24 protein-coding genes are annotated in these 26,129 nt (G+C 66.6%); 10 read left to right on the top strand and 14 right to left on the bottom strand.

Features of this window, described 5'->3' with window-relative positions; translation table 11 throughout:
- The coding region (locus ACP5M5_RS11195) for a type II toxin-antitoxin system VapC family toxin (RefSeq protein ID WP_427937394.1) at window positions 1-305 on the top strand (305 nt) is incomplete at its 5' end.
- A 117-nt stretch (window positions 306-422) separates the two neighbouring features.
- Here ACP5M5_RS11195 and ACP5M5_RS11190 read toward each other — a convergent pair.
- Together ACP5M5_RS11190 and mutS are read right to left on the bottom strand one after the other, a co-directional pair.
- Window positions 423-3,257 (bottom strand): [protein-PII] uridylyltransferase, encoded by a 2,835-nt coding sequence (locus ACP5M5_RS11190; protein WP_427937400.1) that lies wholly within the window; start codon window positions 3,255-3,257, stop codon window positions 423-425.
- Between the two features lie 8 nt (window positions 3,258-3,265).
- The gene (gene mutS, locus ACP5M5_RS11185) at window positions 3,266-5,953 is read right to left on the bottom strand and encodes a DNA mismatch repair protein MutS (protein WP_427937392.1); all 2,688 of its coding nucleotides are present in this window, start codon (window positions 5,951-5,953) and stop codon (window positions 3,266-3,268) included.
- 146 nt (window positions 5,954-6,099) lie between these two features.
- Between mutS and ACP5M5_RS11180 the strand changes: the two genes are divergently transcribed.
- Complete coding sequence (locus tag ACP5M5_RS11180; protein ID WP_427937389.1) at window positions 6,100-8,391, top strand: NADP-dependent malic enzyme; 2,292 nt, start codon at window positions 6,100-6,102, stop codon at window positions 8,389-8,391.
- Window positions 8,392-8,429: 38 nt separating this feature from the next.
- Here the strand turns inward: ACP5M5_RS11180 and ACP5M5_RS11175 are convergent, their stop codons facing one another.
- Genes ACP5M5_RS11175 through ACP5M5_RS11150 form a run of 6 tightly spaced genes read right to left on the bottom strand, consistent with a single transcriptional unit; the run spans window position 8,430 to window position 14,356 of the window.
- Entirely contained in the window at window positions 8,430-9,323 is an 894-nt protein-coding gene (locus tag ACP5M5_RS11175; RefSeq protein WP_427937387.1) for a ParB/RepB/Spo0J family partition protein, read from the bottom strand.
- Window positions 9,320-10,102 carry a ParA family protein gene (locus ACP5M5_RS11170; RefSeq protein WP_427937397.1) on the bottom strand — a complete coding sequence of 261 codons (783 nt, stop codon included), beginning with the start codon at window positions 10,100-10,102 and terminating at the stop codon, window positions 9,320-9,322. The genes ACP5M5_RS11175 and ACP5M5_RS11170 overlap by 4 nt, the downstream gene beginning before the upstream one ends.
- A gap of 34 nt (window positions 10,103-10,136) precedes the next feature.
- The gene (locus tag ACP5M5_RS11165; protein WP_427937385.1) at window positions 10,137-10,793 is read right to left on the bottom strand and encodes a 16S rRNA (guanine(527)-N(7))-methyltransferase RsmG; all 657 of its coding nucleotides are present in this window, start codon (window positions 10,791-10,793) and stop codon (window positions 10,137-10,139) included.
- Entirely contained in the window at window positions 10,790-12,634 is a 1,845-nt protein-coding gene (gene mnmG / locus ACP5M5_RS11160) for a tRNA uridine-5-carboxymethylaminomethyl(34) synthesis enzyme MnmG (RefSeq protein ID WP_427937383.1), read from the bottom strand. Before mnmG ends, ACP5M5_RS11165 begins: the two co-directional genes overlap by 4 nt.
- Before the next feature lie 44 nt (window positions 12,635-12,678).
- Window positions 12,679-13,995, bottom strand: a complete 1,317-nt coding sequence (mnmE, locus tag ACP5M5_RS11155) for a tRNA uridine-5-carboxymethylaminomethyl(34) synthesis GTPase MnmE (RefSeq protein WP_427937382.1) — start codon at window positions 13,993-13,995, stop codon at window positions 12,679-12,681.
- Window positions 13,996-14,005: 10 nt separating this feature from the next.
- A complete protein-coding gene (locus ACP5M5_RS11150) occupies window positions 14,006-14,356 on the bottom strand; it encodes a (2Fe-2S) ferredoxin domain-containing protein (RefSeq protein ID WP_427937380.1) in 351 nt (116 codons plus the stop codon).
- Window positions 14,357-14,549: 193 nt separating this feature from the next.
- Here ACP5M5_RS11150 and ACP5M5_RS11145 point away from each other — a divergent pair, with 193 nt between their 5' ends.
- The gene (locus ACP5M5_RS11145) at window positions 14,550-16,586 is read left to right on the top strand and encodes a thioredoxin domain-containing protein (RefSeq protein ID WP_427937378.1); all 2,037 of its coding nucleotides are present in this window, start codon (window positions 14,550-14,552) and stop codon (window positions 16,584-16,586) included.
- Between the two features lie 101 nt (window positions 16,587-16,687).
- Here ACP5M5_RS11145 and ACP5M5_RS11140 read toward each other — a convergent pair whose 3' ends face one another.
- Window positions 16,688-17,107, bottom strand: coding sequence for a VOC family protein (locus ACP5M5_RS11140; protein WP_427937377.1), 420 nt, complete (start codon window positions 17,105-17,107; stop codon window positions 16,688-16,690).
- A gap of 27 nt (window positions 17,108-17,134) precedes the next feature.
- Window positions 17,135-17,401 (bottom strand): VOC family protein, encoded by a 267-nt coding sequence (locus tag ACP5M5_RS11135; protein WP_427937396.1) that lies wholly within the window; start codon window positions 17,399-17,401, stop codon window positions 17,135-17,137.
- Window positions 17,402-17,450: 49 nt separating this feature from the next.
- Between ACP5M5_RS11135 and ACP5M5_RS11130 the strand changes: the two genes are divergently transcribed.
- Window positions 17,451-17,936 (top strand): methylated-DNA--[protein]-cysteine S-methyltransferase, encoded by a 486-nt coding sequence (locus ACP5M5_RS11130; protein WP_427937375.1) that lies wholly within the window; start codon window positions 17,451-17,453, stop codon window positions 17,934-17,936.
- Window positions 17,937-17,947: 11 nt separating this feature from the next.
- Complete coding sequence (locus tag ACP5M5_RS11125) at window positions 17,948-18,922, top strand: quinone oxidoreductase family protein (RefSeq protein WP_427937373.1); 975 nt, start codon at window positions 17,948-17,950, stop codon at window positions 18,920-18,922.
- A 123-nt stretch (window positions 18,923-19,045) separates the two neighbouring features.
- Here the strand turns inward: ACP5M5_RS11125 and purH are convergent, their stop codons facing one another.
- The 3 genes from purH to queC are packed head-to-tail and all read right to left on the bottom strand — an operon-like array spanning window position 19,046 to window position 22,475.
- Window positions 19,046-20,623: a bifunctional phosphoribosylaminoimidazolecarboxamide formyltransferase/IMP cyclohydrolase gene (gene purH / locus ACP5M5_RS11120; protein ID WP_427937372.1), complete on the bottom strand. Its 1,578-nt coding sequence runs from the start codon at window positions 20,621-20,623 to the stop codon at window positions 19,046-19,048.
- Window positions 20,620-21,762: a glycosyltransferase family 4 protein gene (locus ACP5M5_RS11115; RefSeq protein ID WP_427937370.1), complete on the bottom strand. Its 1,143-nt coding sequence runs from the start codon at window positions 21,760-21,762 to the stop codon at window positions 20,620-20,622. The genes purH and ACP5M5_RS11115 overlap by 4 nt, the downstream gene beginning before the upstream one ends.
- Window positions 21,759-22,475, bottom strand: coding sequence for a 7-cyano-7-deazaguanine synthase QueC (gene queC / locus ACP5M5_RS11110; protein ID WP_427937369.1), 717 nt, complete (start codon window positions 22,473-22,475; stop codon window positions 21,759-21,761). The genes ACP5M5_RS11115 and queC overlap by 4 nt, the downstream gene beginning before the upstream one ends.
- 77 nt (window positions 22,476-22,552) lie before the next feature.
- Here queC and ACP5M5_RS11105 point away from each other — a divergent pair, with 77 nt between their 5' ends.
- The 3 genes from ACP5M5_RS11105 to ACP5M5_RS11095 all read left to right on the top strand — a co-directional run bounded on the left by ACP5M5_RS11105 (window position 22,553) and on the right by ACP5M5_RS11095 (window position 24,453).
- Window positions 22,553-23,356 (top strand): HesA/MoeB/ThiF family protein, encoded by an 804-nt coding sequence (locus tag ACP5M5_RS11105; protein WP_427937368.1) that lies wholly within the window; start codon window positions 22,553-22,555, stop codon window positions 23,354-23,356.
- Complete coding sequence (locus ACP5M5_RS11100; protein WP_427937366.1) at window positions 23,346-23,726, top strand: DsrE/DsrF/DrsH-like family protein; 381 nt, start codon at window positions 23,346-23,348, stop codon at window positions 23,724-23,726. Before ACP5M5_RS11105 ends, ACP5M5_RS11100 begins: the two co-directional genes overlap by 11 nt.
- A 73-nt stretch (window positions 23,727-23,799) precedes the next feature.
- The gene (locus ACP5M5_RS11095; RefSeq protein ID WP_427937365.1) at window positions 23,800-24,453 is read left to right on the top strand and encodes a TVP38/TMEM64 family protein; all 654 of its coding nucleotides are present in this window, start codon (window positions 23,800-23,802) and stop codon (window positions 24,451-24,453) included.
- Here the strand turns inward: ACP5M5_RS11095 and ACP5M5_RS11090 are convergent.
- Complete coding sequence (locus ACP5M5_RS11090; protein ID WP_427937363.1) at window positions 24,404-24,664, bottom strand: usg protein; 261 nt, start codon at window positions 24,662-24,664, stop codon at window positions 24,404-24,406. The genes ACP5M5_RS11095 and ACP5M5_RS11090 overlap by 50 nt on opposite strands.
- A 286-nt stretch (window positions 24,665-24,950) precedes the next feature.
- Here ACP5M5_RS11090 and groES point away from each other — a divergent pair, with 286 nt between their 5' ends.
- Window positions 24,951-25,265, top strand: coding sequence for a co-chaperone GroES (gene groES, locus ACP5M5_RS11085; protein WP_114910616.1), 315 nt, complete (start codon window positions 24,951-24,953; stop codon window positions 25,263-25,265).
- A 50-nt stretch (window positions 25,266-25,315) separates the two neighbouring features.
- On the top strand, window positions 25,316-26,129 hold an 814-nt coding region (groEL, locus tag ACP5M5_RS11080; protein ID WP_427937362.1), incomplete at its 3' end, for a chaperonin GroEL.

Below are 26,129 nucleotides of genomic sequence, written 5' to 3'. Positions count from 1 at the left end.
TTGAGGATGAAGCGAACGAATTGCTGTTCAGCGCCGCCAGTCTCTGGGAGGTGGCGATCAAGCAGCAACTGGGACGAGAGGATTTCCGTGCCGACGCGCGGCTGCTGCGGCGTGGCCTGCTCGATAACGGCTATGCCGAGCTTCCCGTGACCAGTGCGCATGCCGCAGCACTCGATCTGCTGCCGCCGCTGCACAAAGACCCGTTCGACCGTATGCTGATCGCGCAGGCACTGGTCGAGGGGATCACGCTGCTGACTACGGACGCCAATCTCGCGCGATATCCAGGACCGATCCAGGCGATCTGATATCGGCCAACAAGGATATAGCATCTGCGCGCATCACGACGACGCTGCCGGTGCGGCGCGAGGGATGGCGCACCGTCGCGCCGCGGCGCGGAACTTTTCTCCCCCCGCTCCCCCCACCTATCCGCGCGCGGCGCGGCGGCGGGTCGGGGCCGGGACGGGGAGCGGGGAAGCGTCCTCGGGTGGGGTCAGCGCCTCGAGCAGCGCGGTGCGAAGCTGCAGCAATCGCTGTTCGTTTTCGATTTTCAGGCCGAACACGTCCTTGACATAAAACACGTCCACCGCCCGCACGCCATAGGTGGTGACGTGGGCGGAGGCGATTTGGAGGCCGAGGGCACTGATGCGCGCGGTGACGTCGTGGAGCAGGCCGGGGCGGTCGCGGCCGTTGACCTCGAGCACGGTGTAGGTGCTGGAGGCGTGGTTATCGACGACGACGCGCGGCGGCACATGGATCGCGCGCATGCGGCTGCCGATCAAGCCGCGCGAGAGCTTGCGGATTTCGGACGCCAAGCGCAGCCGCCCGGACAGCGCCTGTTCGATCAACACCGAGAGCCGCGCGAGGCGGTGCGGCGCGTCGAAGGCGCCGCCATTGGTATCCTGGATCCAGAAGACGTCGAGCGCCATGCCGTTGGTCATGGTGTGGATGCGCGCATCGACGATCGAGGCGCCGGCGATGGCCAGCGCCCCGGCGATGCGGCTGAAAAGGCCGGCATGGTCCTCGGTATAGATCGTGACCTCGGTCACGGCGCGCGCCGGCAGCGGCTCCGACGAGACCACCAAGCGCTCGTGACGAGCCTCGGCCGTCCGGATCATCGCGGCGTGGCGGGCGTGCGTCGGCGGGTCGAAGGAGAGCCAGTAGCTCGGGTAGCCGAGGCCGAGGAAATGGTCGAGATCGGGTTTCGGCCAGTCCGCCAGGATCTCCGCGAGTGCCGCACGCGCGCGATTGACGCGGGTGTCGCGTTCGGTGGTGGCGAGCCCGCCTTCGAGCACTTCCATCACCCGGCCGAAGATTTCGCGCAGGAGCGTCGCCTTCCAGCCATTCCAGACCTTCGGCGAGACGGCCCGCATGTCGGCGACGGTGAGCACCAGCAAAAGACGCAGCCGTTCCGGGGACTGGATGGTATCGGCGAGGTCGAGGATGGTTTTGGGGTCGTCGATATCGCGTTTGAAGGCGGTCTGGCTCAGCAGCAAATGATGCAACACCAGCCAGGAGACCATTTCGGTCTCCTCCGCCGAAAGGCCGAGCGCCGGCCCGACCTCGAGCGCGATTTCGGCGCCGATCTCCGAATGATCGCCGCCGCGCCCCTTGGCGATGTCGTGCAGCAGCATCGCGACATAGAGCGCGCGGCGCGATTGCAGATGATCGACGAGGCCGGTCGCGACCGGGGCGATTTCGGCGAGGTCGCCCTGCTCGAGCAGGTTGAGCACCCGCACCGCCTCGATCGTATGCTCATCGACGGTAAAGACATGGTAGGTGTCGAACTGCATCTGCCCGACGATGCGCGCCCAATCGGGCAGAAAGCGCGAGAGGAACCCGGTTTCGTTGAGCACGCCGAGCCAGCGCGCGCCATCCGGCCGCGCCGGCGCGCCGCGATAGAGGGAGGGGGTGCGCCCACAGAGGAGATCGAGAAACAGCGCCGTTGCTTCGGGATCGTGGCGAAGCACGACGGCGGCGCGTTCGTTGCGAATGAGGCCGCGAAACGCCAGCGGATGGAGATCAAGGCCGCGATCACGGGCGATTTGCAAAAGGCGCAGCATCTGACGCGGCTCGCTCTCAAAGCCGCGGCCGGGGGCGGGGAGTAGCTTGCCGTCGGCGAGCACGAAACCGGCTTCGACCAACGTGGGATCGGTTTCCGCGGCGAGCGCCGGCGGGCCGAGGGCGGCGCGCAGCAACGCCGGTTCGAGAACGCCGGAGATGCGGACGATTTCGCGGACGGTGAGGAAATAATGCCGCATGAAGCGCTCGACCCCGTCCTGGCGGCCATGGCGGGTATAGCCCATGCGGGCACCGACCACCGGCTGAAGATCGAAGGTCAGCCGCTCCTCGGCGCGGCCGGCGACGTAGTGGAGATGAAAACGCAGCGTCCAGAGAAAATTCGATGACCGCCGGGCAAGACGCAACTCGGTTTCGGTCAGCAAGGGGCTGCCGGAGCGGGGTTCGGCGGCAAGCTCCTCGAAGCGTTCAATACCGAGGGTTGCGCGGGCGATCCAGAAAAGCGTCTGCAGATCGCGGAGACCGCCGCGGCCTTCTTTGATGTTGGGCTCGACGAGAAAAGGATTGTCGCCGAAGCGGCGATGGCGGGCTTCGCGTTCGGCTTGCTTGGCGGCAATGAACTCGCCGGGTGAGGCGGCGCAAAATGCCGAAAAGCGGGCTTGGAACTCATCGAAGAGCGCGCGTTCGCCGGCGAGGAAGCGGGCATCGAGCAGGGTGGTGCGGATGGTGGTATCGCTCGCCGCGGCCTCAAGGCATTGCGCGACCGAGCGCGTCGCGTGGCCAACCTTGAGGCCGAGATCCCAAAGAAAATAGAGCATGAACTCGACGACGCGGAGCGTCCCCGGGGTCGGTTCGCGCGCGGTGATGAACAGGAGGTCGAGGTCGGAAAACGGCGCCAGCATGCCGCGGCCATAGCCGCCGGTCGCGACCAGGGCGAGCGGCTCGGGGGCGCCGTTGATCTGAACGGCATGGGCGTGGAGAGCCGAGACCAGCCCGTCCGTGAGTTCACCGAGCAATTGCGCGGCTTGCAAGCCGGCGAGCCTTCCTTGCTCGAAGACATCGCGGACATGCCCCTGAATGCGGGCGAGATGGCGGCGGAAGACGCCGAACGCGGCGTCGCGCGCCGGCGCCTCGCTCCCCTCCTCGCCGTCCGACATCTCGCCGATGAGATCGGCGAGCGATTGGGCGAGCTCGGACGAGGCACGCTCAGGCAGCAGCGGCGCGGCGGGTGACGTCAACATCATTGGCATCATATTCCTTCGGACGGGGCCGCGTCCGCAAGTATTTCGCGCATGCGATAAAGCGTTTCCAGCGCCTCTTTTGGCGATAATTGGTCGGGATCGATCGCGGTCAGGGCCGAAAGCACCGGGGAGAGGGGGGGCGGGGGTTGCGCGGTCTCGGTCTTGGCGTTTTCCGCGGCGGCGAAAAGCGGCAATTCGGCGTCGGTGGTGAGGCCGGCGGCGCGGCGCTCGAGGGCGGCGAGGACGTCGCCGGCGCGGCGCACCACCGCCGCCGGCACGCCAGCGAGCCGCGCGACATGCACGCCCCAGGAGCGGCCAGCGACGCCGGCAATGACTTCGTGCAGGAACACGACGCTGCCCTTGTGTTCGACGACCCGCATGGTGTGCGGCGACAAGCGCGGCAGCTCGACGGTCAGGCGGGCAAGCTCGTGAAAATGCGTGGCAAAAATACAACGCGCGCGAATCTCGGTGTGCAGCGCTTCGAGCACCGCCCAGGCGATCGCGAGCCCATCGAGGGTTGCCGTGCCGCGGCCGATCTCATCGATCACGATGAGGGAATGCGGCCCCGCTTGGCGGAGAATGGCGGCGGTTTCGGTCATCTCCACCATAAACGTGCTTTGGCCGCGGGCGAGATCATCGGCGCCGCCAACCCGGGAAAAAAGCTTATCGACGATGCCGATCTCGGCGGACGCCGCCGGCACCGGCAAACCAGCCTGGGCGAGAATGGCGGCCAGCGCGTTTTGGCGAAGATAGGTTGATTTGCCGGCCATGTTGGGCCCGGTGAGCAAAAGCACGCGGCGCTCGGGCGAAAGATCGCAATCATTCGGCACGAAGCGCGCCTTGCTCGCGAGCGCTGCCTCGACCACCGGGTGGCGGCCGGCGGTGACCCGAAAAGCGCTATCCTCGCGGATCACCGGCCGACACCAGCCACCCCCGGCGGCGAGGGCGGCGGCGGCAAGCAGGACATCGAGCCGCGCCAGCGCGCCGGCGCACGCCGCGAGCGCCTCTGCGACCTGGCAGGTCTCCGCAACCAACGCCGCGAACAGCTCCCGCTCGCGCGCCATCGCCCGCGCCGCGGCTTCATTGATGCGGCGGTCGAGATCGGCAAGTTCGCTGCTGGTGAAACGGGCGCCATTGGCCATGCCCTGCCGCATGATGAGATCGGGATGATCGGTCAGTTTCGCAACCGCCGCGGCAGTGACTTCGATGACATAACCGAGTTGCGCGTGATGACGGATCTTCAGGCCGGAAACCCCGTAGCGCGCGGCGAGATCGTGCTGAAGGGCGGCAATGACCTGGCGCGTCTCGTCGCGCAGCCGGCGCGCCTCATCGAGCGCGGCATCGAACCCGGGCGCGATCACGCCACCCTCCTCGAGGCGTGCCGGCAAGCTCTCGGCGAGCGCTTGGGCGAGGCGCACGGCAAGATCGGGCGCCGGGCGCAGCGCGGCATGGACCGTTTCGAGCAACGGCGGCAGCGCGGCCGCCTCACCATCGCGGCCGGCCTCGTCGAGAAGGGTTGCGGCGGCCCGCGCGGCGGCGAGCGCGTCGCGCACCGCGGCGAGATCGCGCGGGGCTGCGCGGCCGAGCGAGAGGCGGGCGAGGGCGCGGGCGAGATCGGGCGCGCCACGGATGGCGCTGCGCAGACATTCCGCGAGCCTGGGTGTTGCAAGCAGCCAGGCCCAGGACTCCTGGCGGGCGATGATCGCGGCGGCGTCGGTGAGCGGCGCTGCGAGCCATTCGGCGAGGAGACGGCCGCCGGCTGCCGTTGCGGTGCGCTGGACGGCGGCAAAGAGCGTATGCTTCGTCCCGCCATCGCGGGCGCGGAGGATTTCGAGGCTGGCACGCGTCGCGGCGTCGATCAACATGGTGCCGCGCTGGCCCTGCGGCGCCGGCGGCGCGAGGTGCGGCAGGGCTCCTGCCTGGGTGCGGCGGACATAGGCGAGGGCAAGAGCCGCGGCCATCGCTTCGGAGTCGGAGAAATGGCCGAAAGCGTCGAGACTGGCCACCGCGAAGCTGGCGGCGATAGCGCCCCTGGCGGCGGCCGGCGGTGGCGGGGCGGCGTCTTCGGGGGCGCGGCGTGCCGCCCAGTCACCGAGCGCGATTCCGGGTGCGGCGAGGATTTCGGCGGGGTCGAGGCCGGCGAGCAGGGCTGGGAGATCGGCGCTAGGGACGGCGCTGGTGCGGAAATCGCCGGTCGAGATGTCGAGCCAAGCGGCGCCCAATAGCAGATCGTCGCGCGTCTCATCGCCGGCGGCGAGCGCGAGGAGAAGATTGGGCCGGCTTGCGTCGAGCAACCCCTCTTCGAGCAGGGTGCCCGGGGTCACGAGGCGGACCACGGCGCGATCGATCGGCGTCTTGGTGCCGCGCTTGGCACGCGGGTCTTCCATCTGCTCGGCGATCGCGACACGGAAGCCGGCGCGGATCAGGCGGGCGAGATAGGATTCGGCGCTTGCGACCGGCACGCCACACATCGGGACCGGCGCGCCGTCATGGCTGCCGCGTGCGGTCAGCGCGATCGCGAGCGCGGCAGCGGCGGCTTCGGCATCACCGAAGAACAATTCGTAGAAATCGCCCATGCGAAAGAAAATCAGCGCGTCGGGATGCGCGGCTTTGGCGGCGAACCACTGGGCGAGCGCCGGGCTCGCGCCGGTGGGGTTGGGCATGATCGTGGGCGGTTGCGAGAGGGCAGCGGTCATGATGTGAGATGTAGCGATCTCTCTCCATGCTGCGAAGCATGATCTTGCAGGTCCCCCCATCACCGACCGCATGGAAGGGGACGGTCTTTTCTTTCCCGCCGCGAATGGCGCATGATGGGCAAAAGTTTGCTGAGGAGGAAACGACGATGCCGCAAGGTCAACCCGATACGCGCACGGCCCGCATTTCGGCCGAGGAGGCGCTGGCGCTCCATGCCATGGGCCGACCGGGCAAGCTCGAAACCCGCCTCACCAAACCGCTCGCGACAGCGCGCGATCTCAGCCTCGCTTATTCGCCGGGGGTCGCTGAGCCCTGTCTGCAGATCGCGAAAAACCCGGCGCTGGCCTATGATTATACCACCCGCGGCAACATGGTCGCAGTGATTTCGAATGGCACCGCAGTGCTTGGCCTCGGCAATCTCGGGGCGCTCGCGAGCAAGCCGGTGATGGAGGGCAAGGTCGCGCTCTTCAAGCGTTTCGCCGATATCGACGGTATCGATCTCGAACTCGCAACCGAAGATGTCGAGGAATTTGTCAATGCGGTGCGTTTTCTCGGCCCGAGCTTTGGCGGCATCAACCTCGAGGACATCAAGGCGCCAGAATGTTTCGTAATCGAGCAAAAATTGCGGGAAGTGATGGATATTCCGGTGTTTCACGACGATCAGCACGGCACAGCGATCGTTGCCGCCGCCGGACTGATCAATGCCTGCCATCTCACCGGGCGCGAATTGCGCGACGCGAAGCTCGTCATCAATGGCGCCGGTTCGGCGGCGATCGCCTGCGCCGAGCTGGTCAAGGCGATGGGCATGCGGCCGGAGAACGTCATTCTCTGCGACACCAAGGGGGTTATCTATCAGGGCCGCAGCGAAAGTATGAATCAATGGAAATCGGCGCACGCGACGGCGACCTCGGCGCGCAGCCTGAGCGAAGCGCTGGACGGGGCGGATGTGTTTTTCGGGCTCTCCGCCAAGGGGGCGATGACCAAGGAGATGGTGCGCGCGATGGCGCCGCGGCCGATCATCTTTGCGATGGCCAACCCCGATCCGGAAATCACCCCGGAAGAGGCCCGCGAGGCGGCGGCGGATGCCATCATCGCCACTGGACGCAGCGATTATCCCAATCAGGTCAATAATGTTCTTGGGTTTCCCTATATCTTTCGCGGCGCCCTCGATGTCCGGGCGCGCACCATCGACGAAGGGATGAAGGTTGCTGCCGCCGAAGCCTTGGCGCAGCTTGCGCGCGAGGACGTCCCCGACGAGGTGCATTCGGCCTCCGCCGGCGGGCGGCTTTGTTTTGGCCCTGACTATATCATTCCGAACGCCTTTGACCCCCGCCTGATCTCACGCATTCCCCCGGCGGTGGCGCGGGCGGCGATGGCGAGCGGGGTTGCGCGGCGGCCGCTCGCCGATCTGCGTCGTTACGCAAGGGAATTATCCGGCCGCCTTGATCCGACGGCGAGTGCGCTCGATGCGATCATGGAACGTGTTCGCGCGAGCCCCTGTCGTGTCGTGTTCGCCGAGGGCGAAGAGGAAAAAATCGTGCGCGCGGCGGTCGCGTTTCGCAATGCCGGCTATGGCACGCCGGTTCTGATCGGCCGCGAGGCGCGGGTTCTCGCCACGATGGAGACGCTCGGGCTCGGGCAGGTCGAGGGAATCGAGATCCATAACGCCCGGCTCTCCGGCGCCAATCAGCGCTATGCCGAATTTCTCTATCAAAAATTGCAGCGGCGGGGATTTCTCGCACGCGACTGCCAGCGCATGGTGAACCAGGATCGCAATATCTTCGCCGCCTGTATGGTGGCAACCGGCGATGCCGACGCGATGGTGACCGGCGCCACCCGTTCGACCTCTGTCTGCATGGAGGATATCGGCCACGTCATCGAGCCGGCCGCGGGTCGGATCGCCTTTGGCCTCACTCTGCTACTCACCAGCCGCGGCGGCACAATTTTCATTGCCGATACGCTGCTCCATGAGCGGCCGGACCCCGAGCAACTGGTTGGCATCACGCTCGGCAGTGCGGCAGCGGCGCGAAGCCTGGGCCATGAGCCGCGCGTTGCCCTCACGTCACACTCGACCTTCGGCAATCCCATGCACCCGACGGGGCAGGCGATCCGTGATGCCGTGGCGATGCTCGACCGGCGCGGCGTCGATTTCGAATATGACGGCGATATGAGCCCGGATGTGGCGTTGGAGCCGAGCTTGCGGGCACTTTATCCGTTCTGCCGCCTGACCGGGCCGGCCAATGTGCTGATCATGCCGGGCTTGCATTCGGCGCACATCGCCTCTCGGCTGGCGCCCCGGGTTGGCGGCGGTAGCACCATCGGGCCGCTGCTCATTGGGCTCCAACACGCGGTGCAACTCCTGCCGATGGATGCGTCCGTCAGCCAGATCGTCGATATCGCGACGTTGGCGGCGCATCAGGCGTTGGAGCTGCGGCGGTAAAGGGACGCAAAAGCGCGTGAAAGGCCGGGCGAATGATATCAGTCGCCGGCGAGTTCGTTGTCGTCCCGGGTGAGGAGTGCGACGATCCCGTCGAGCTGATCGAGTGAGCGATAATGCAGGCGGACAGTGCCGCCCTGGCCATTGAAAGCGATATCGACGCGAAGGCCGAGGCGTTCGGCGAGCGTTTGCGCCAAGGCAGCGGTCTCGGGATCGTGCGGCTTGGCCGGCGTCGCGTTCACGCCCGGGGCGATGGGGGCGCGCTGTTTGGCGAGGGCCTCGGTCTGGCGAACATTGAGCCCGCGTGCGATCACCAACAAGGCCGCTTTTTCCGGCTCGGGGTGAGCGAGCAGTGCCCGCGCATGGCCGGCGGAGAGGCTGCCGTTGCGCAGTTCGCCAAGCACCGCGGCCGGAAGATTGAGCAGGCGAAGTGTATTGGCGATATGGCTCCGTGACTTGCCGACAGACCGGCCGAGATCATCCTGCGTGAGGCCAAATTCATCGAGCAGCCGGCGGTAGCCTTCGGCCTCTTCGATGGCGTTGAGATCCTGGCGCTGAAGATTTTCGACCAGCGCCACCATCATCGCGTCATTGTCAGAGAGATCGCGAATGAGGGCTGGCACCTCGTGGATGCCGGCGATTTGCGCGGCGCGCCAGCGGCGTTCTCCGGCGATGATTTGATAGCGCCCTTGCGCCGCCGGATCAGGGCGGACGAGCAACGGCTGGAGCACGCCTCGCGCTGCGATCGAGGCGGCGAGTTCCTGGACACCCTGCGCGTCTATGGTTTTGCGCGGCTGAAACGGCGAGGGGGTAAGATCCGCGACCGACAGGATATGCACTAAGCTGCCGTCCGCACGATTTTGCGACGTCGCGCCATCACCTAGCAGGGCAGCGAGGCCACGCCCAAGGCGGGGGCTGGTTTCCTTTGCGCTCATGGCGAACTCGTATCCCTGTTTTGATGGCGCGCGGCAAATTCCTCGGCGAGGCGCAGGTAAGCTGCGGTGCCGGCGGAACGCGGGTCGTAGGTCAGAACCGGTTTGCCGTGGCTCGGCGCCTCGGAGATACGGATATTGCGCGGGATCACCGTCTCATAAACCTTTTCACCAAAAAATCCCCGCGCGTCCGCTGCCACCAGGTCAGAGAGATTGTTGCGCCGGTCATACATGGTGAGCACGATGCCATCGAGGCGTAGGCCAGGATTGAGCGAGCGGCTGACGCGGTCAATGGTGCGAGTGAGCTGGCTTATGCCCTCCAGCGCGAAAAATTCGCATTGCAGCGGCACAAGCACGGACTCGGCGGCGACCAACCCATTCAGCGTCAGCAAGCCAAGGCTCGGCGGGCAATCTATGATGATAACGCGGTAATGCCGGCTCTCGCGAAGCGGCGCGAGAGCCTCGCGCAATTGATATTCGCGGCGCGCTGCCGCCGCCAATTCGATTTCCGCGCCCGCGAGATCAGGGTCGGCAGGAATGAGCGCAAGATTGTCGATATCGGTCGATTGGATCAGATGTTCAGGCGTATCGGCATGAGCGAGCAATGCGTAAGTGCCGCCGCGCCGCGCGGCACGTTCGAGGCCGAGACCGGTGGATGCGTTGCCTTGGGGGTCGAGATCAACCAGGAGGACGGATTGGCCGGCGGCGGCGAGCGCGGCGGCGAGGTTGACGGAGGTGGTTGTCTTGCCGACGCCGCCTTTTTGATTGGCCACCGCGACGATGAGCGTTCGACCCTGCCGGGGCGTGGCCGAGGGGTTAGGCGTTAGGGGATGGGAGAGAACGGGCACGCGTGACCCCGCTGATCTGAAGAATGGTCCCGGAGGGATCAGTTCGGCTTGGGTGGCAGACGACCTCCATCTGCCATCGATCGCGAGCGGCCGTCAACTCAGCCGCGACGTTCAGGCCTTTGTGGAAGAGGCACACACCGTCGGGGGCGAGTTTGGGGGCGGCGAGAGCAAGAAGCGTCGTGAGCGGAGCAAGACCGCGCGCGGTGATCAGGCGCAGCGGCGGCAGTGTCACGGCTTCTATTCGTTTTGGATGGACGGTGATCATAGCGCCGGTTGCCTGCGCGGCTTCGATCAGGAAGGCGGATTTGCGGGTATCGGATTCGATGAGATGAAACGGGCGATTCAGTGCGATGGCGAGTGCCAAGCCGGGAAATCCGCCGCCGGAACCAAAATCCGCCGACGGGGGGGCGATGTCGCGGAGAAGCGGCATGATTTGTAGGGAATCGAGGACATGGCGGCGCCAGACGAAGGTTTCGTCGCGCTGTGATATCAAACGGATGGATGGTGACCAGCGGAGAGTGAGAGCAACATAGGTCTCTAGCCGCGCGAGGGTTTCACGTGAAACGCCAAGCTGCGCCAACATTTCGCGGTCAGCGCGTTTCACGTGAAACGGAGCGGCGCTCATTGCCGGCGGACGGCGGCAAATAACGCCGCCATCGCCGCCGGCGTCATGCCCTCGATCCGCGCCGCCATGCCGAGAGTTTCGGGGCGAACACGGCCGAGTTTTTCCCGTAATTCTCCCGAGAGCCCGCCAATCCGCGCATAATCGACCGCGTCTCCAAGTGGCACGCTTTCCTCTTTGCGGAAGCCGCGAATCTCCGCCGACTGCCGGTCTAAATACCCAGCATATTGCGCTTCGACGCGCAATTGCTCGACAACACGGGAATCGAGCGTCCCGAGCCAGGGGAATAGGCCGACGCACGCTTCGAACGAGACACCAGGCAGGCCAAGGAGCGCCAAAACCGATCGCCGGCATCCATCCGCTCGGACGGCAATGCCACGCCGCGCCAATTCCGCTGGCGTCGCCCCCTCTGCTTCAGCGCGCGCACGGGCCGCCGTGACGGCATCCAAATAAGCCTCGAACGCCCTCCGACGTACCGTTCTCACGCACCCCCAAGTGATCCCCTTCGGTGTTAGCCGCAGATCGGCGTTATCCGCGCGCAACGTGAGCCGATATTCCGCCCGCGAGGTGAACATCCGATAGGGCTCGGTAACCCCTTGGGTAATCAAATCATCGATCATGACGCCGCTATAGCCGTCTGCCCGGTCGATCACCACGCCGCCCAGCCCGCCGGCATATCGTCCGGCATTAATGCCGGCTAGCAGGCCTTGCGCCGCCGCCTCCTCATAGCCCGTAGTTCCGTTGATCTGTCCAGCGAGAAAGAGGCCCCGCACGGATTTGACTTGCAAGGTCGGGTGAAGGGCGCGCGGATCGACATAATCATATTCCACGGCATAGCCGGGTCGTAGCATGCGAACTTGTGCAAGCCCGCGGATCGTCCGCAGAAAGGCGATCTGTACGTCCGCGGGCAGGCTAGTCGAGATACCGTTCGGATAGATCGTTCTGTCGGCGAGGCCCTCCGGCTCGAGAAAAATCTGATGGCGCTGCCGATCCGGAAAGCGGACGATCTTGTCCTCGATCGACGGGCAATAGCGTGGCCCGCGCCCGGCGATCTTGCCGCCATAGACCGCAGACCGCGCGAGATTGGCGCGAATGATCTCATGCGTCGCCGGCGTCGTCGCCGTCAGATGGCAGACGGTTTGCGGGGTGATAATCGCTTGGGTGAGGGTGCTGAAGGGAAGTGGCGGGTCATCACCATGGTCCACCGCGAGTTCCGCCCAATCGATGCTGTCGCCGTCCAGCCGCGGCGGCGTGCCGGTTTTCAGCCGTCCCATCGGCAGCCCGAGGCGCTGAAGCGTCACCGCCAGCCCCACTGCCGGGGCTTCGCCCATCCTGCCGGCTGGGGTCTGCGCCTCACCGATATGGACGAGGCCACGCAGAAACGTGCCGGCGGTCAAAACCACCGCGCCGCAGGGGATATGCGCGCCATCGCGGGTCGTGACACCCTGAACTTGCTGGCGCGCATCGAGAATGAGATCGCTGACCTCGCCTTCGTGGATGTCGAGAGCGTCATACGCGGCTAGCAGTTCTTGGATGGCCTGACGATAGAGCGCCCGGTCGGCCTGCGCCCGCGGACCGCGCACCGCTGGACCCTTGCTGCGGTTGAGCAGCTTGAAATGGATGCCGGCGCGGTCGATCGCCGCACCCATCAACCCGTCGAGCGCGTCGATCTCGCGCACGAGATGCCCCTTGCCGATGCCGCCGATCGCTGGGTTGCAAGACATCTCGCCGATCTTCTGCCGGTCATGGGTAATGAGCAGGACACGCGCGCCGACCCGTGCCGCCGCCGCCGCCGCCTCACACCCCGCGTGGCCGCCACCGACCACCACCACGTCAGGCTTCATCCCCGCATCCTTATCGTGCCGATCAGGCGGTTAGGTATCCCGATCTATTTCCCAATGCAAAAGCGGGAGAAAATCTCGCCGAGGATCTCCTCGACCCCCCAGCGCCCAGTCACGCGCCCGATCATCCGAAGCGCTATCCGCAGCTCCTCGCCGCGCAACTCCTCGCTTGGCTCCGCCATTGCCCGGGTCAGCGCCGCAAGCGCCGCCTCGAGCGCGGCGCGATGACGGGGGCGGGTCAAGGGTGGCGGGCCGGTGCGCGCGGTCAGCCGGCGTCCGGCGGCAATCAAGGCATCAGACAGCCGCTCCAGCCCCTGCCCGGTCAGCGCGCTCACGCCGATCGCATCGCCGATATCGCGCCTCGACGCGAGATCGAGCTTGTTCGCGACCACGATCACCTCGCCGGCGCGCGGCATAGCTGCGGCGTCCAATACCGCTTCCGGCTGAGAGGCATCGTGCATGGCGAGCACGATATCGGCCTCGGCGGCGCGGGCGCGGGCACGACGCACGCCCTCGGCCTCGATCCGATCTTCGGTTTCGCGCAGCCCCGCGGTATCGATCATTGTCATTACCATGCCGCCGAGCACCAGCCGGGCTTCGAGCGCGTCGCGCGTCGTGCCCGGAAGATCGGAGACGATGGCGACATCGCGCGCCAACAAGCGATTGATCAAGCTCGATTTGCCAACATTGGGTGGACCGATGATGGCGATCCTGAGCCCTTCCCGGGTGCGCTCGCCGCGACGATTATCGTTGAGATGCGCCGCGATCTCCGCCGCCAAGGTCGCCATCTCCGTTGCAAGCAGGCGCGCGACATCGGCCGGCAGATCCTCGTCCGGGAAATCGATGAGGGCCTCCTGTTGTGCCAAAACCCGCATCAGCCGTTGCGACCAATCCTCATAGAGCGCCCCGAGCGCCCCCTCCATTTGCCGCAGCGCCTGGCGCCGCTGCTCGGCGCTTTCCGCCTCCACGAGATCGGCAACCGCTTCGGCCGCCGTTAGATCCATGCGGCCGTTGAAAAACGCGCGGCGGGTGAATTCCCCGGCTTCGGCCGGCCGTGCGCCGGCCGCGATCAACGCCTCCGCCACCGCCTCGATCACCGCCGGGCCGCCATGCAGATGCAGCTCTGCGCTGTCCTCGCCGGTATAGGTGCCGGGGCCGGGAAGCCAGAGTGCTAGCGCCCGGTCCAGCGTCTCGCCGCTGATATCCCGAACCCGTCGCAAGCTCGCGCGGCGCGGTGGTGGCCGGCGGCCGCAGAGCGCATCGAGCAGCGCCCCGCTCTTCTCGCCGCTGATCCGCAGAACCGCGACCGCCGTGCGGCCGCCGCCGGAGGCGAGGGCGAAGATCGTGTCCTCGTGCTCCGCCAACGCCGCGCCTCTATTCGTTCCCTGCCGCTGGCAACATCAGCGCCTGCACCCGTTTGCCATCACGCACATGGCTTTCCAGCACGCGGTCGATATCGGCCGAGGTCGTGATTTTATACCATACCCCCTCTGGGTAAATGACGAGGCAGGGACCAAGCTCACAGCGGTCGAGACACAACGCACTATTCACCCGAACCCCGCGCAGCCCCATCTCTTTGGCGCGCGCCTTCATATAATCGCGCAGCCGCTCTGACCCCTTGGCCGCGCAACTGCCGCGCGGATGGCCATCGGGTCGCCGATTGCAGCAAACAAAGAGATGGGCGGAAAAATAGAGCGGCGGATCATCCGCCAGACGGCCTGCCATGATGTCGAGATGTCCCTGCCTCCGCCGCGCCGACAGCCGCGCAGCTTGCGCTTATCTAGCGGATGGTATGAACTTTCCAAGGCGCGCGCGGGAAGGGGAAAGGCGTTCTTTTTTGAAAAAAAGAACCAAAAAACTTTTCTCCGATGAGTGGTGCCTGCGGCGCCACGGCGCCGAGACGTAAAGGAAGAACACTGTGGCCCAATCTGGCAACCAGCTTCGCCATGCGCGTTCCCCCTATCTGCTCCAGCACGCCGACAACCCCGTCGCCTGGCGTCCCTGGGGTGAGGCGGCGCTGGCCGAGGCGCGGGCGAGCGGGCGGCCTATCCTGCTTTCCATCGGCTATGCCGCTTGCCACTGGTGCCACGTCATGGCGCACGAATCGTTCGAGGATCCGGCGATCGCCGCACTGATCAACCGCGCTTTCGTCGCCATCAAGGTCGATCGCGAGGAGCGCCCGGATATCGACCATCTCTACATGCAGGCGCTGCACGCGATGGGCGAGCAGGGCGGCTGGCCGCTCACCATGTTCCTGACACCAGACGGCGCGCCGTTCTGGGGCGGCACATATTTTCCGCCCGAGCCGCGCTGGGGCAAACCCTCCTTCCGGCAGGTGCTGGAAGCGCTCGCGCGCGCCTGGGAACAAGACCGCGCGGCGATCGCCAAAAGTGCCGCGAACCTCACCGGCGCGCTCGCCGCCATGGCCCGCGCCCATCCCGGCGGCGCCATCGCGCCGGACGCCATCGCGCGCGCCGCGGACCGGCTTCTCGCCGCCTGCGATCCGATCGAGGGCGGGCTCCGTGGCGCCCCGAAATTTCCCAACGCGCCGATTTTCCGCTTTCTCTGGCAGCAGGGAATGACCGGCAACGCGGCGAACGGCATCGCCGCGGTCACGCTTTTGCTCAAAAAACTCGCGGCCGGCGGCATCCATGATCATCTCGGCGGCGGCTTCGCCCGCTACGCGACGGACGCCATCTGGCTCGTCCCGCATTTCGAGAAAATGCTTTACGACAACGCGCAGATTCTCGACCTCTTGAGCCTCGCCGCCGCCCGCGCGCCAGACCCGCTATTGGCCGAGGCGGCATCTGGCATCGCCGCCTGGCTCGGGCGTGACATGCGCGTTGCGATGCCCGGCGGCCACGCCTTCGCCGCCTCCGAAGACGCCGATAGCGAGGGCGAAGAGGGGAAATTCTATGTCTGGCACGAAGCCGAGATCGATGCCGTGCTCGGCGCCGAAAGCCCGGCGTTCAAAGCCGCCTATGACGTGACGACAGGTGGCAATTGGGAGGGCCAAACCATCCTCCGTCGCGTCACCGCGCGCGGCCGCGACGATGCAGAAGCCCGCCTCGCTTGCGCGCGCGAGCGCCTTCGCGCCCATCGTGCTTGCCGCATCCGTCCGGGGCGCGATGACAAAGTGCTGGCCGATTGGAACGGCTTGATGATCGCAGCCCTCGCCCATGCGAGCGGGGTGTTTCACCAGCCCGCCTGGCTCGCCGAAGCCGAAACCACCTATCGCGCCATCATGACGAACCTCGCCGATCATGATGGGCGGGTGGCGCATGCCTGGCGGGCGGGAGACATTTTCGCCGCTGGCCTGCTTGACGATCAGGCGGCAATGGCCCGGGCCGCGCTTGCGCTTTTTGAGGCGACCGGCGATCCCGCCTATCTCGCCGACGCCGAACGCCTCGCCGAGGTTGCGCGGCGCTGGTTCGGCGATGGCGCCGGCGCCTGTTACGCGACCGCCGCCGACGCGACGGACATCCCGCTCGGCGCCGACATCCGCCCCCGCATCGTCGCCGATAACGCCACCCCCTCGGGCAACGGCCTGATGGCGGAGGTTTTCGCCCGCCTCTATCACCTCACCGGCGCAATCCTCTGGCGCGAGCGGGCGGAGGCGCTATTGGCGGCCTTCAGCGGCCGGGAAGAGATGCTTCAGGCCTGCCCGACCCTGCTCGCGGCGGCAACCCTGCTCGCCGAGGGCGGGACGATCGTCGTCACCGGCCGGCCCGAAGACCCGGCGCGGGCGGCGCTTCTCGCAGCGGCGCGTGCCAACCCCGACCCGACGCTCACCGTGCTCGCGATCAGCCCCGAGACGGCGCTTTCGCCCGACCATCCCGCTTTCGGCAAAGCCGCCGACAAAGCGGCGGCGATGCTCTGCCGCCGCCAGACCTGCGGCCTTCCCGTCACCACGCCTGCGGCGCTTTCAGCGCTGATGGTGGGGGAAGAGAGGTGAGAAAAAGAGTTCTTTTTTGAAAAAAAGAGCCAAAAAATTTCCCCCCGGGGGCCGTGCCGATGGCACGGCTGATGCTGGGGAATAGGGTATTCCTGCGTCTTTTAGTGTTTGCGATGCACGATCATCCACGGAATGCCATAGCGGTCGGTGACCATGCCGAAACGATGTGCGAAGAAGGTCTCGCCGGTCGGCATGCCCACGCTGCCGCCTGCGCAAAGTGTGGTAAAAATGCCTTCGGCCTCGGCATCGCTTTCGACCGTAAGGGTCACGCCAACGCCGCATGGCTTGCTGTAATGTCCCGGCGGCGGATCGGCGCCCATCAGCGTCGTGGCACCGATCCTGATCTCGCTATGCATGATTTTCTGCGCCAGCTCAGGCGAGACCGAACCCGCCGGCATGGCATCGCCGGGCATCTCCGACCAGCGGAGCAGGGCAATAACCTCACCGCCGAAGGTTTTCGCATAGAAAGCGAACGCATCCTCGCATTGGCCGTCAAATTGAAGGTAGGCGCTGACATTCATGGCGTTTCCCCATTGTGCATGTCGGCGTCAGGCGCGCCGCGCCGCCTCGATCACCGCCACGTCGATTTTCCGCATCGCCATCATGGCACCGAACGCGCGTTTGGCCTCATAGCCGCCGACGGCCAATGCGTCAATGAGCGCGCGTGGCGTGATCTGCCACGAGATCTCCCATCTGTCCTTGCACCAGCCGCATATACTTTCCTCGCCGCCATTCCCTTCGGCGCCTCGTGTGCCGCGCGGTCGCGGGCGGCGGGCACGCGGGCGCTTGACAAGCGACGCCGGCGGGGCTCGCATCCGGCCACGTTCGCGGTCGCGGGCCAAGATGTGGAGGAACACGCAAACGATGCCGCAGCTCTCATTGCACACGCCGATCGGCGACCTCACGCTTTCCGAGGAGGAAGGCGCGCTGGTGGCGCTCGATTGGGGCTGGGGGCGCGATCAGGCGGAGACACCGCTGCTTCGCGCGGCGCGTGCGCGGTTGCAGGATTATTTCGATGGCTTAGTCTCGGCGGCGGATTTCGATCTGCCGCTCGCGCCACGCGGCACCGCCTTTCAGCGCCGCGTCTGGGGCGAACTCCGCCGCATTCCGCTGGGTGCGACCCGCACCTATGGCGAACTCGCGACGACGCTGCGAAGCGCTGCCCGCGCCGTCGGCCGCGCCAATGGCGCCAATCCGCTGCCCATTCTCATCCCCTGCCATCGCGTGGTGGCGGCGGGCGGATTGGGCGGCTATTCCGCCCCGGGCGGGCTTGAGACCAAGACCTGGCTGCTCGACCATGAGCGGCGCCTGAGCCAATCCCTTCCTTCCGGCATGATCGCCGGGCATTGACGGAGATCGAGATGACGCACGCGATCCGCATTCACACCCATGGCGGCCCGGAGGTCATGCGCTGGGAGGAGGTGCCCTTGCCCGAGCCCGGGCCGGGCGAGGCGCGGGTCCGCCATGAGGCGGTCGGCCTCAACTATATTGACGTCTATTACCGCACCGGGCTCTATAAATCGCCCACCATGCCGGCGACGCTGGGCATGGAAGGTGCGGGCGTGGTCACCGCGGTCGGGCCGGGGGTTACCCATCTCGCGGTTGGCGATCGCGTCGCCTATGCCTCAGGGCCGATCGGCGCCTATGCCACCGAGCGTTCGATCGCCGCCGACCGGTTGGTCAAGCTCCCCGATGGCATCGATTTCCGCACTGCCGCGGCGATGATGCTGCAAGGGATGACGGCGCAATATCTCCTGCGCCGCACCTATGTCGTCAAACCTGGTGATACCATCGTCGTGCATGCCGCTGCCGGCGGGGTTGGCCTGATCATGTGCCAATGGGGGAAACATCTCGGGGCGCGGGTGATCGGCGTGGTTTCGACCCCGGCGAAAGCCGAACTCGCCCGCGCGCATGGCGCCGCCGAGGTGGTGATCGGCTATGAGCGCCTGCCCGAGGAGGTCAAGCGCATCACCGGCGGGGCGATGGTGCCGGTGGTCTATGACAGTATCGGCAAGGACAGTTTCATGGCGAGCCTCGACAGTCTCGCGCCGCTCGGGCTGATGGTGAGCTTCGGCAATGCCTCCGGCCCGGTGGGGCCGATCGATGTCGGGATGCTCGGCGCCAAGGGCAGCCTCTATCTCACCCGCCCCAGTCTCGCAACCTACACCGCAAAACACGCCGATCTCGAGCGGAGCGCGCAAGACCTTTTCGACGTGGTGCAGAGCGGCGCGGTGAAGATCATGGTCAACCAGACATTTCCCCTGCGGGAAGCCGAAGCCGCGCACCGTGCGCTAGAGGCGCGCCAGACCACCGGCAGCACGGTTTTGCTGCCGTAAGTCGAAAACGAGAAGGGTTCTTTTTTGAAAAAAAGAACCAAAAAACTTTTGTCCCGTTGGGCAGTGCCGCAGGCACTGCCCTTGCGAGGAAAATGGCCATTCCGAGAGAACGGGAAAAAGCGCTCAGTGCCGGAAATGGCGCATGCCGGTAAACGCCATGGCGATGCCGGCGGCGTCGGCGGCTGCGATCACTTCGGCATCGCGGACCGAGCCGCCGGGCTGGATCACCGCCGTCGCCCCCGCTGCGATGACCGCTTCCAGCCCGTCGGCGAAGGGAAAGAACGCGTCGGACGCGGCCACACTGTCGGCCGTGAGCGGCGCCGCCAAGCCCGCCGTTTTGGCCGCTTCGGCGGCTTTCCAGGCGGCGATGCGGGCGCTATCGACGCGGCTCATCTGCCCGGCGCCGATCCCGACCGTCGCCCCCGCCTTGGCATAGACGATGGCGTTCGATTTGACGTGCTTGCAAACCTGGAAGGCGAACAGGAGATCGGCGATTTCCGCGGCGGATGGCGCGCGCTTCGTTACGATCGTGAGGTCATGCGCCGTGATCCGGCCATTATCGCGGGTCTGGGCGAGAAACCCGCCGGCGAGCGATTTGACCAATATCCCCGGCGCGCTCGAATCGGGCAAGCCGCCGGTGAGCAAGAGGCGGAGATTTTTCTTTCGCGCCAAAATCGCCTGTGCCTCGGCGGTGGCGCCGGGCGCGATGATCACCTCGGTAAAAATCGCAGCGATCCGCGCGGCGGCCTCGGCATCGAGCGGGCGGTTCGCGGCAACGATGCCGCCGAAGGCCGAGACCGGATCGCAGGCGAGCGCCCGCTCCCATGCCGCGGCCAGCGTCTCGGCGCGCGCAACGCCGCAGGGGTTCGCGTGTTTGACGATCACCACCGCCGGCTCCTCGAACTCGGCGACGCATTCGAAGGCGGCGTCGGTGTCGTTGAGATTGTTGTAGGAGAGTTCCTTGCCCTGGATCTGCCGCGCCGTTGCAACACCGGGGCGCTCATCGGCGCGATAAAACGCCGCTGTCTGATGCGGGTTTTCGCCGTAGCGCAGGGTTTGCGCGCGGACGCCGCTCAGCGTGAGGCGCGCGGGAAAGGTTTCGCCGCGCGCAAACCAGGCGGCGATCGCCGCGTCATAGGCCGCTGTCCGGGCGTAGGCGGCGCCGGCGAGGGCGACGCGGGCCGCGTGCGGCAAGCCGCCGTGCGCCGCGATCGCCGCGATCGCTTCCGGGTATTGCGCGGGATCGGTGAGCACGGCGACGAACTCATGGTTTTTGGCCGCCGCCCGGATCAGCGCCGGGCCGCCGATATCGATGTTTTCGACGCAATCTTCCGCTGACGCGCCGGCGGCGACGGTTGCCTCGAACGGGTAGAGATTGACGACGACGAGGTCGATCGGCGCGATCGCGTGCGCCGCCATCTCGGCCTGATGGGACGCGAGGTCACGGCGGCCGAGAATGCCGCCATGGATCTGCGGCACCAGGGTTTTAACGCGGCCGTCGAGAATTTCGGGAAATCCGGTATGGTCCGAGACCTCGCGGACGGCGATCCCGGCGCCCGCGAGCGCCCGCGCCGATCCGCCGGTGGAAAGAATTTCGACGCCGCGCGCGGCAAGCGCGCGCGCGAGATCGAGGAGCCCGGTCTTGTCGGAAACCGAGATCAAGGCGCGGCGGATGGGAACGAGATCGGTCTCGCGGGTCATGTCTGCTCTCCGGCTTGGCTCGCGGCGGGATAGACCGAGAGGCCGAGATGCTCAAGCGTGCGCGCGATCACCTTGGCCTCATCATAGAGCGCTTCCGCCCGCGCCCGCGCGCCCGTGCCCATGCGGGCGCGGAGCGCGGCATCTTGGGCAAGGCGCGCAAGCGCTTCGGCAAGCGGGGCGATGGCGCGCGGCGGGACGAGAAACCCGGTCTCGCCATCGATCACCTGCTCGCGCGGGCCGCGGATCGCGGTCGCGACGACCGGCAGCCCGCAGAGCATCGCCTCGATCACCGACATTGGCAGCCCCTCGAAATGGCTGGGCAGGGCAAAAATATCGGCGCTGGCGAGGAGGGCTGGGATATCGGCGCGATAGCCGAGCCGCCGCAGCCGCGCGCCGAGCCCGGAGGCGGCGAAATAGGGCTCAAGATCGGCGCCGTGATCGGTCGCGAGCCGTTCGCCGACCACCCATAATTCTGCCTCCGGCACCGCGCGCATCGCCGAGAGCAATTCCGGGTGACCCTTATGGCGGACGAGGCGCGAGATGATGATGACGACGACACGATCTTCGGGGACGCCGAGTTCGCAGCGGACCCGCGCCCGCGCCGCCGGATCGGGATGATAGCGCGCTGGGTCGCGGCCATTGCCGATCGCGATCGGCGCGCGGGCGATGCGAAGCCGCTTGGCATCGGCCGCTTCTTCGGTGGAGACGGTGAAATAGATGTCGGTCACACGCCCGCCGAGCCATTCGAGCACGAGCGCGAGGCCGCGGCGCCAGAGCGGCCCCGGCTGATTGAACAAAAATCCATGGCACGTATAGGCGATGCGCGGGACACCAGCGAGGCGGGCGGCAAACCGCGCCAAAAGCCCACTGATCGGCATATGGCCGTGCACGAGATCGGGTTTTTCCGCCCGCAAAAGCGCATAAAGCGCCCGAAACGCCCGCCATTGCGCCGTCGGCGACAGGCTGCGCGCCATCGGGACGGTGAGGATGCGAAACCCTTCGGCGCGGGCGTCCGCGAGATGCGGCCCCTCGGCGCAGACGCCGATCACCTCGTGCCCGGCCGCGCGCATCGCCCGCATCAAGGGCATCACGAAATGCCAGAGCGCGTAATCGACGCTGGTGATCTCGACGATTTTCACGCGCCGGCCGGCCCACCTTCGCGAAAGGCGCGATAGCCGCTGGCGCGCAAGACGCAGGCGGGGCAGATGCCGCAGCCATGGCCCCATTCATGCCGCGCGCCGCGTTCGCCGAGATAGCAGGTATGGGTCTCCTCGACGATCAGGCCCACCAGCGCCTCGCCGCCGAGCGTCTCGGCGAGCCGCCAGCTCTCGGCTTTGGAGAGCCACATCAGCGGGGTTTCGAGCACGAAATGCCGGCCCATCCCGAGATTGAGGGCGAGCTGCATGGCCTTGATGGTATCGTCACGGCAATCGGGGTAGCCGGAATAATCGGTCTCGCACATGCCGCCGACGATGCGCCGGAGATCGCGGCGGGCAGCGAGCGCCGCGGCCAGCGTCAGAAACAAAAGGTTGCGGCCGGGCACGAAAGTATTGGGGAGCCCGTCCGCACCGAGCGCGATCGCCGCCTCGCTGGTGAGCGCGGTGTCGCCGATCGCCGCCATCGCCGGCCCGAGATCGATCAGATGATCGGCGCCGAGCCGGCCGGGAAACGCCATGGCGGCGAGTTTTTCGCGGATCACCGGCCGGCAGGCGAGTTCCACCGCATGGCGCTGGCCATAGCGAAAGCCGATGGTTTCGACGTAAGGATAGCGCGCCAGCGCGTCGGCAAGGCAGATCGTCGAGTCCTGCCCGCCCGAGAATAAGACCAGCGCGTGATCGGCCCGCTCACTCATGGCGCCTTCATGCCGCCCTTCGATCCCGCCTGGCAATGCCCTATATCGTGGTGGCATGATGGGTGCGGGAGCCGGCCATGGACCTCGATTTCAGCGAAGACGAGCTGCAACGCTATTCCCGCCATATCCTGCTTGGCGAGGTCGGCGCGATCGGCCAGGCGCGGCTGCGCGCGGCGCGTGTCCTGATCATCGGCGCCGGCGGCCTCGGCTCGCCGCTGCTCCTTTATCTCGCCGCCGCCGGCGTCGGATGGATCGGCATCGTCGATGACGACCGGGTGGAACTCTCCAATCTCCAGCGCCAGGTCGCGCACACCACGGCACGGATCGGCGAGCCCAAGACCCGCTCGGCGGCAACGGCGGCGCGGGCGCTCAACCCGCTCGTCACCATCGTCGAGCACGCGACACGCTTGGACGCTGACAATGCCCTTGCGCTGATCTCGGACTACGATATCGTTTGCGATGGCTCGGATAATTTCGCGACCCGGTTTCTCGTCGCCGACGCGGCGTTTCTCGCCCGCCGCACGCTGGTTTCGGCGGCGGTATTGCGCTTCGAAGGCCAGCTCGCGGTCTTCCGCCCTGATGGCCCCTGCTATCGCTGCCTTTACCCCGAGCCGCCGCCGCCGGGCGAGGTGCCGAGCTGCAGCGAGGCCGGCGTGCTCGGCGCCGTCACCGGGGTGATGGGGACGTTGCAAGCAACCGAGGTTTTGAAGGAGATCACCGGCATCGGCGAAACGCTCGCCGGGCGGCTTTTGCTCTGGGATGCGCTCGCGGCGCGGTTTCGCACCATCGCCTTGCGGCGCGATCCCGATTGCGCGCTGTGTGGCGCGCACCCGACGATCACAGCACCGCGCGCGGCGGCGGAGAGCGTCTGTGGCGGATGAGCCGCTCGGGATTCTCCTGCTCGCGGGCACGCATGAGCGGGCGCATTACGCCTTCGTGCTCGCCAGCGGGGCTGCGGCGCTTGGGCGCATGGTCGTCTTGTTCGCGACCAATGACGGCTGCCGGGCGTTATGCGCCGATTGGTCGGGGCTCGCGGATGCGGCACGGGATGCGGTGATCCGCGAGCGGGGGGTTGCCGGGTTCGCGGAGCTGCGTGACGCCGCGCGCGAGTTGGGGGTGCGGCTGATCGCCTGCGAGGCGGGTCTCGCCGCCGCCGCGATCGCGCCCGCCGCACTCCTTTCCGGCGTCGAGATTGGCGGGGTCGCGAGTTTTTTCGCCGCCATCGGCGCCGGGCAGATGCTCGCGCTCTGACCGATTTGCGGTGGTGATGGCCGCTCCCGCGCCGCGACGTTCCGCCCGCTCCGGCGCCCTTGTGGCTCGGCGGATGCTATGGCGGCCGGGGCTTTTGCTCGCCGGCCTGCTCGCCGCCGGGTTCGCTTGGCGGTTACTGCCGCACGCGGAGGCCAGGTTTGTTGCCAGCCCAATGGGCGGTGGGGCGTTTCTGCTCGCCGGCGCGGCGGCGGTCGCGATCGGCATGCCGCGCCAGGCGGTGGCGTTCGCCGCTGGCTTCGGGTTCGGCATCTGGCCCGGCATCGCCCTTGCGATGGCCGCGCAAATGCTGGGCTGTGCTGCGAATTATGCCTGGGCGCGGGCGCTGGTGGGGCAGGGGGCGCGCCGGTGGCTCGGCGCCGGCCGTGGCGCACGTCTCGCGCGCCGTCTGATCGCGGCACCGTTTCGCGCGACCCTGATGCTGCGGCTGTTGCCGGTTGGCAATAATCTCGCGCTCAACCTCATCGCCGGCGCCACCGGCCTTGCCACTGGGCCGTTCCTTGCCGCGAGCCTGCTCGGTTACCTGCCGCAGACGGTGATTTTCGCCCTTCTCGGCGGTGGCGTCGCGATCGGCGCGCCGATGCGTCTTGCGCTCGGGCTCGGCCTTTTCGCCGCCGCCGCCGGGCTTGGCTGGGCGCTCTGGCGGGCTGACCCGAGCGCTACTGGAGATGCAGAAGATGCCCGACCGCGCGGATTTCCCCCGGCGTGACCAGCTCGACCGAGGCGACACGCACCGAGTGGAGCCTTCCTTCGATGTCGCGGCGCCAGAAATCGAGGAAGCGATGCAAAACCGGAAAGCGTGGCGCAAGGTCGAGATCCTGCCAGATGAAGCTTTGCAGGACGCCGGGATGGTCCGGCATGTGGTAGAGAATTTCGGCGGTGGTCAGGCGATATTGCCGCAACTGGTTCGAGAGGTTCATGCACGATCTCCGGCAAGGTCTTCACGATCTCCGCCGGCGCCCGCGCAATGGGCCCGTGCGGTGCCCATGATGCTAGCCGAAACGCGCCGCGCTTCAATAAAAAACGTCATGAAATCATAAACTTACTACTCACTCGACGAGAGTGCTGCCAAACGCTTGACAGGTCGCGGCAACTCTCCTACATCGCTAGCACTCTCCAAGGGGGAGTGCTAGCAGCCGTTGCCCCGCATGCCCGCGGGGCTGACCTGTTGGCCTAAATTCAACAGAAATTTCAGGAGCGATCCGCATGAAGTTCCGTCCCCTGCACGACCGGGTCGTGGTCCGGCGGCTGAACGCCGAGGAAAAGACCGCCGGCGGCATTATCATTCCCGACACCGCCAAGGAAAAGCCGATGGAAGGCGAGGTCATCGCCGTCGGCCCGGGCGCCCGCAACGAGCGTGGCGAGCTGGTGCCGCTCGATGTCAAGGCTGGCGACATCGTGCTGTTTGGCAAATGGTCGGGCACCGAGGTCAAGCTCGATGGCGAGGAGCTGCTGATCATGAAGGAGTCCGACGTGATGGGCGTGATCGACGGCAGCACGGCCAAGAAGAAAGCCGCCTGACGCGACACCGCCTCGCATATCGTCTCTGAACACGAAGGAAACCAACGAAAATGGCTGCTAAGGACGTTCGCTTTTCGGCCGATGCCCGCACGCGCATGCTGCGCGGCGTCGATATCCTGGCCGATGCGGTCAAGGTGACGCTCGGCCCCAAGGGTCGCAACGTGGTCATCGACAAGAGCTTCGGCGCGCCGCGGATCACCAAGGACGGCGTCACCGTCGCCAAAGAGATTGAGCTCGCCGACAAGTTCGAGAACATGGGCGCCCAGATGGTGCGCGAGGTCGCGAGCAAGACCAACGACATCGCCGGTGACGGCACCACGACGGCAACGGTGCTCGCCCAGGCGATCGTGCGCGAGGGGCTGAAGGCGGTCGCCGCCGGCATGAACCCGATGGACATCAAGCGCGGCGTTGACAAGGCGGTCACCGTCGTCGTCGAGGAAATCAAGAAGCACTCGAAGAAGATCACGACACCGGCGGAAACCGCGCAGGTCGGCGCGATCGCCGCCAACGGCGAGGTCGAGATCGGCAAGATGATCGCCGAAGCGATGCAGAAGGTCGGCAACGAGGGCGTGATCACGGTCGAGGAAGCCAAGGGCATCCAGACCGAGCTCGACGTCGTCGAGGGCATGCAGTTCGACCGCGGCTACATGTCGCCCTATTTCATCACCAACTCGGAAAAGATGATCACCGAGCTGGATCAGCCCTATATCCTGATCCACGAGAAGAAGCTCTCCGGCCTGCAGCCGATGCTGCCGCTCCTTGAAGCGGTGGTGCAATCCGGCCGGCCGCTGCTGATCATCGCAGAAGATGTCGAGGGCGAGGCGCTGGCGACGCTGGTCGTCAACAAGCTGCGCGGCGGCCTCA

The organism is Acidibrevibacterium sp. (genome assembly GCF_049965395.1).
Lineage (GTDB): Bacteria > Pseudomonadota > Alphaproteobacteria > Acetobacterales > Acetobacteraceae > Acidibrevibacterium > Acidibrevibacterium fodinaquatile.
The sequence above is the reverse complement of the archived record's forward strand: the minus strand, read 5'-3'. Positions and strand labels throughout refer to the sequence as shown.

Coding starts and splice junctions, on each gene's coding strand:
- ACP5M5_RS11190 (WP_427937400.1), bottom strand. CDS start 3,257: ATGTTGACGTCACCCGCCGCGCCGCTGCTGCCTGAGCGTGCCTCGTCC.
- mutS (WP_427937392.1), bottom strand. CDS start 5,953: ATGACCGCTGCCCTCTCGCAACCGCCCACGATCATGCCCAACCCCACC.
- ACP5M5_RS11180 (WP_427937389.1), top strand. CDS start 6,100: ATGCCGCAAGGTCAACCCGATACGCGCACGGCCCGCATTTCGGCCGAG.
- ACP5M5_RS11175 (WP_427937387.1), bottom strand. CDS start 9,323: ATGAGCGCAAAGGAAACCAGCCCCCGCCTTGGGCGTGGCCTCGCTGCC.
- ACP5M5_RS11165 (WP_427937385.1), bottom strand. CDS start 10,793: ATGAGCGCCGCTCCGTTTCACGTGAAACGCGCTGACCGCGAAATGTTG.
- mnmG (WP_427937383.1), bottom strand. CDS start 12,634: ATGAAGCCTGACGTGGTGGTGGTCGGTGGCGGCCACGCGGGGTGTGAG.
- ACP5M5_RS11150 (WP_427937380.1), bottom strand. CDS start 14,356: ATGGCAGGCCGTCTGGCGGATGATCCGCCGCTCTATTTTTCCGCCCAT.
- ACP5M5_RS11140 (WP_427937377.1), bottom strand. CDS start 17,107: ATGAATGTCAGCGCCTACCTTCAATTTGACGGCCAATGCGAGGATGCG.
- ACP5M5_RS11135 (WP_427937396.1), bottom strand. CDS start 17,401: ATGCGAGCCCCGCCGGCGTCGCTTGTCAAGCGCCCGCGTGCCCGCCGC.
- ACP5M5_RS11130 (WP_427937375.1), top strand. CDS start 17,451: ATGCCGCAGCTCTCATTGCACACGCCGATCGGCGACCTCACGCTTTCC.
- ACP5M5_RS11125 (WP_427937373.1), top strand. CDS start 17,948: ATGACGCACGCGATCCGCATTCACACCCATGGCGGCCCGGAGGTCATG.
- purH (WP_427937372.1), bottom strand. CDS start 20,623: ATGACCCGCGAGACCGATCTCGTTCCCATCCGCCGCGCCTTGATCTCG.
- queC (WP_427937369.1), bottom strand. CDS start 22,475: ATGAGTGAGCGGGCCGATCACGCGCTGGTCTTATTCTCGGGCGGGCAG.
- ACP5M5_RS11105 (WP_427937368.1), top strand. CDS start 22,553: ATGGACCTCGATTTCAGCGAAGACGAGCTGCAACGCTATTCCCGCCAT.
- ACP5M5_RS11095 (WP_427937365.1), top strand. CDS start 23,800: ATGCTATGGCGGCCGGGGCTTTTGCTCGCCGGCCTGCTCGCCGCCGGG.
- ACP5M5_RS11090 (WP_427937363.1), bottom strand. CDS start 24,664: ATGAACCTCTCGAACCAGTTGCGGCAATATCGCCTGACCACCGCCGAA.
- groES (WP_114910616.1), top strand. CDS start 24,951: ATGAAGTTCCGTCCCCTGCACGACCGGGTCGTGGTCCGGCGGCTGAAC.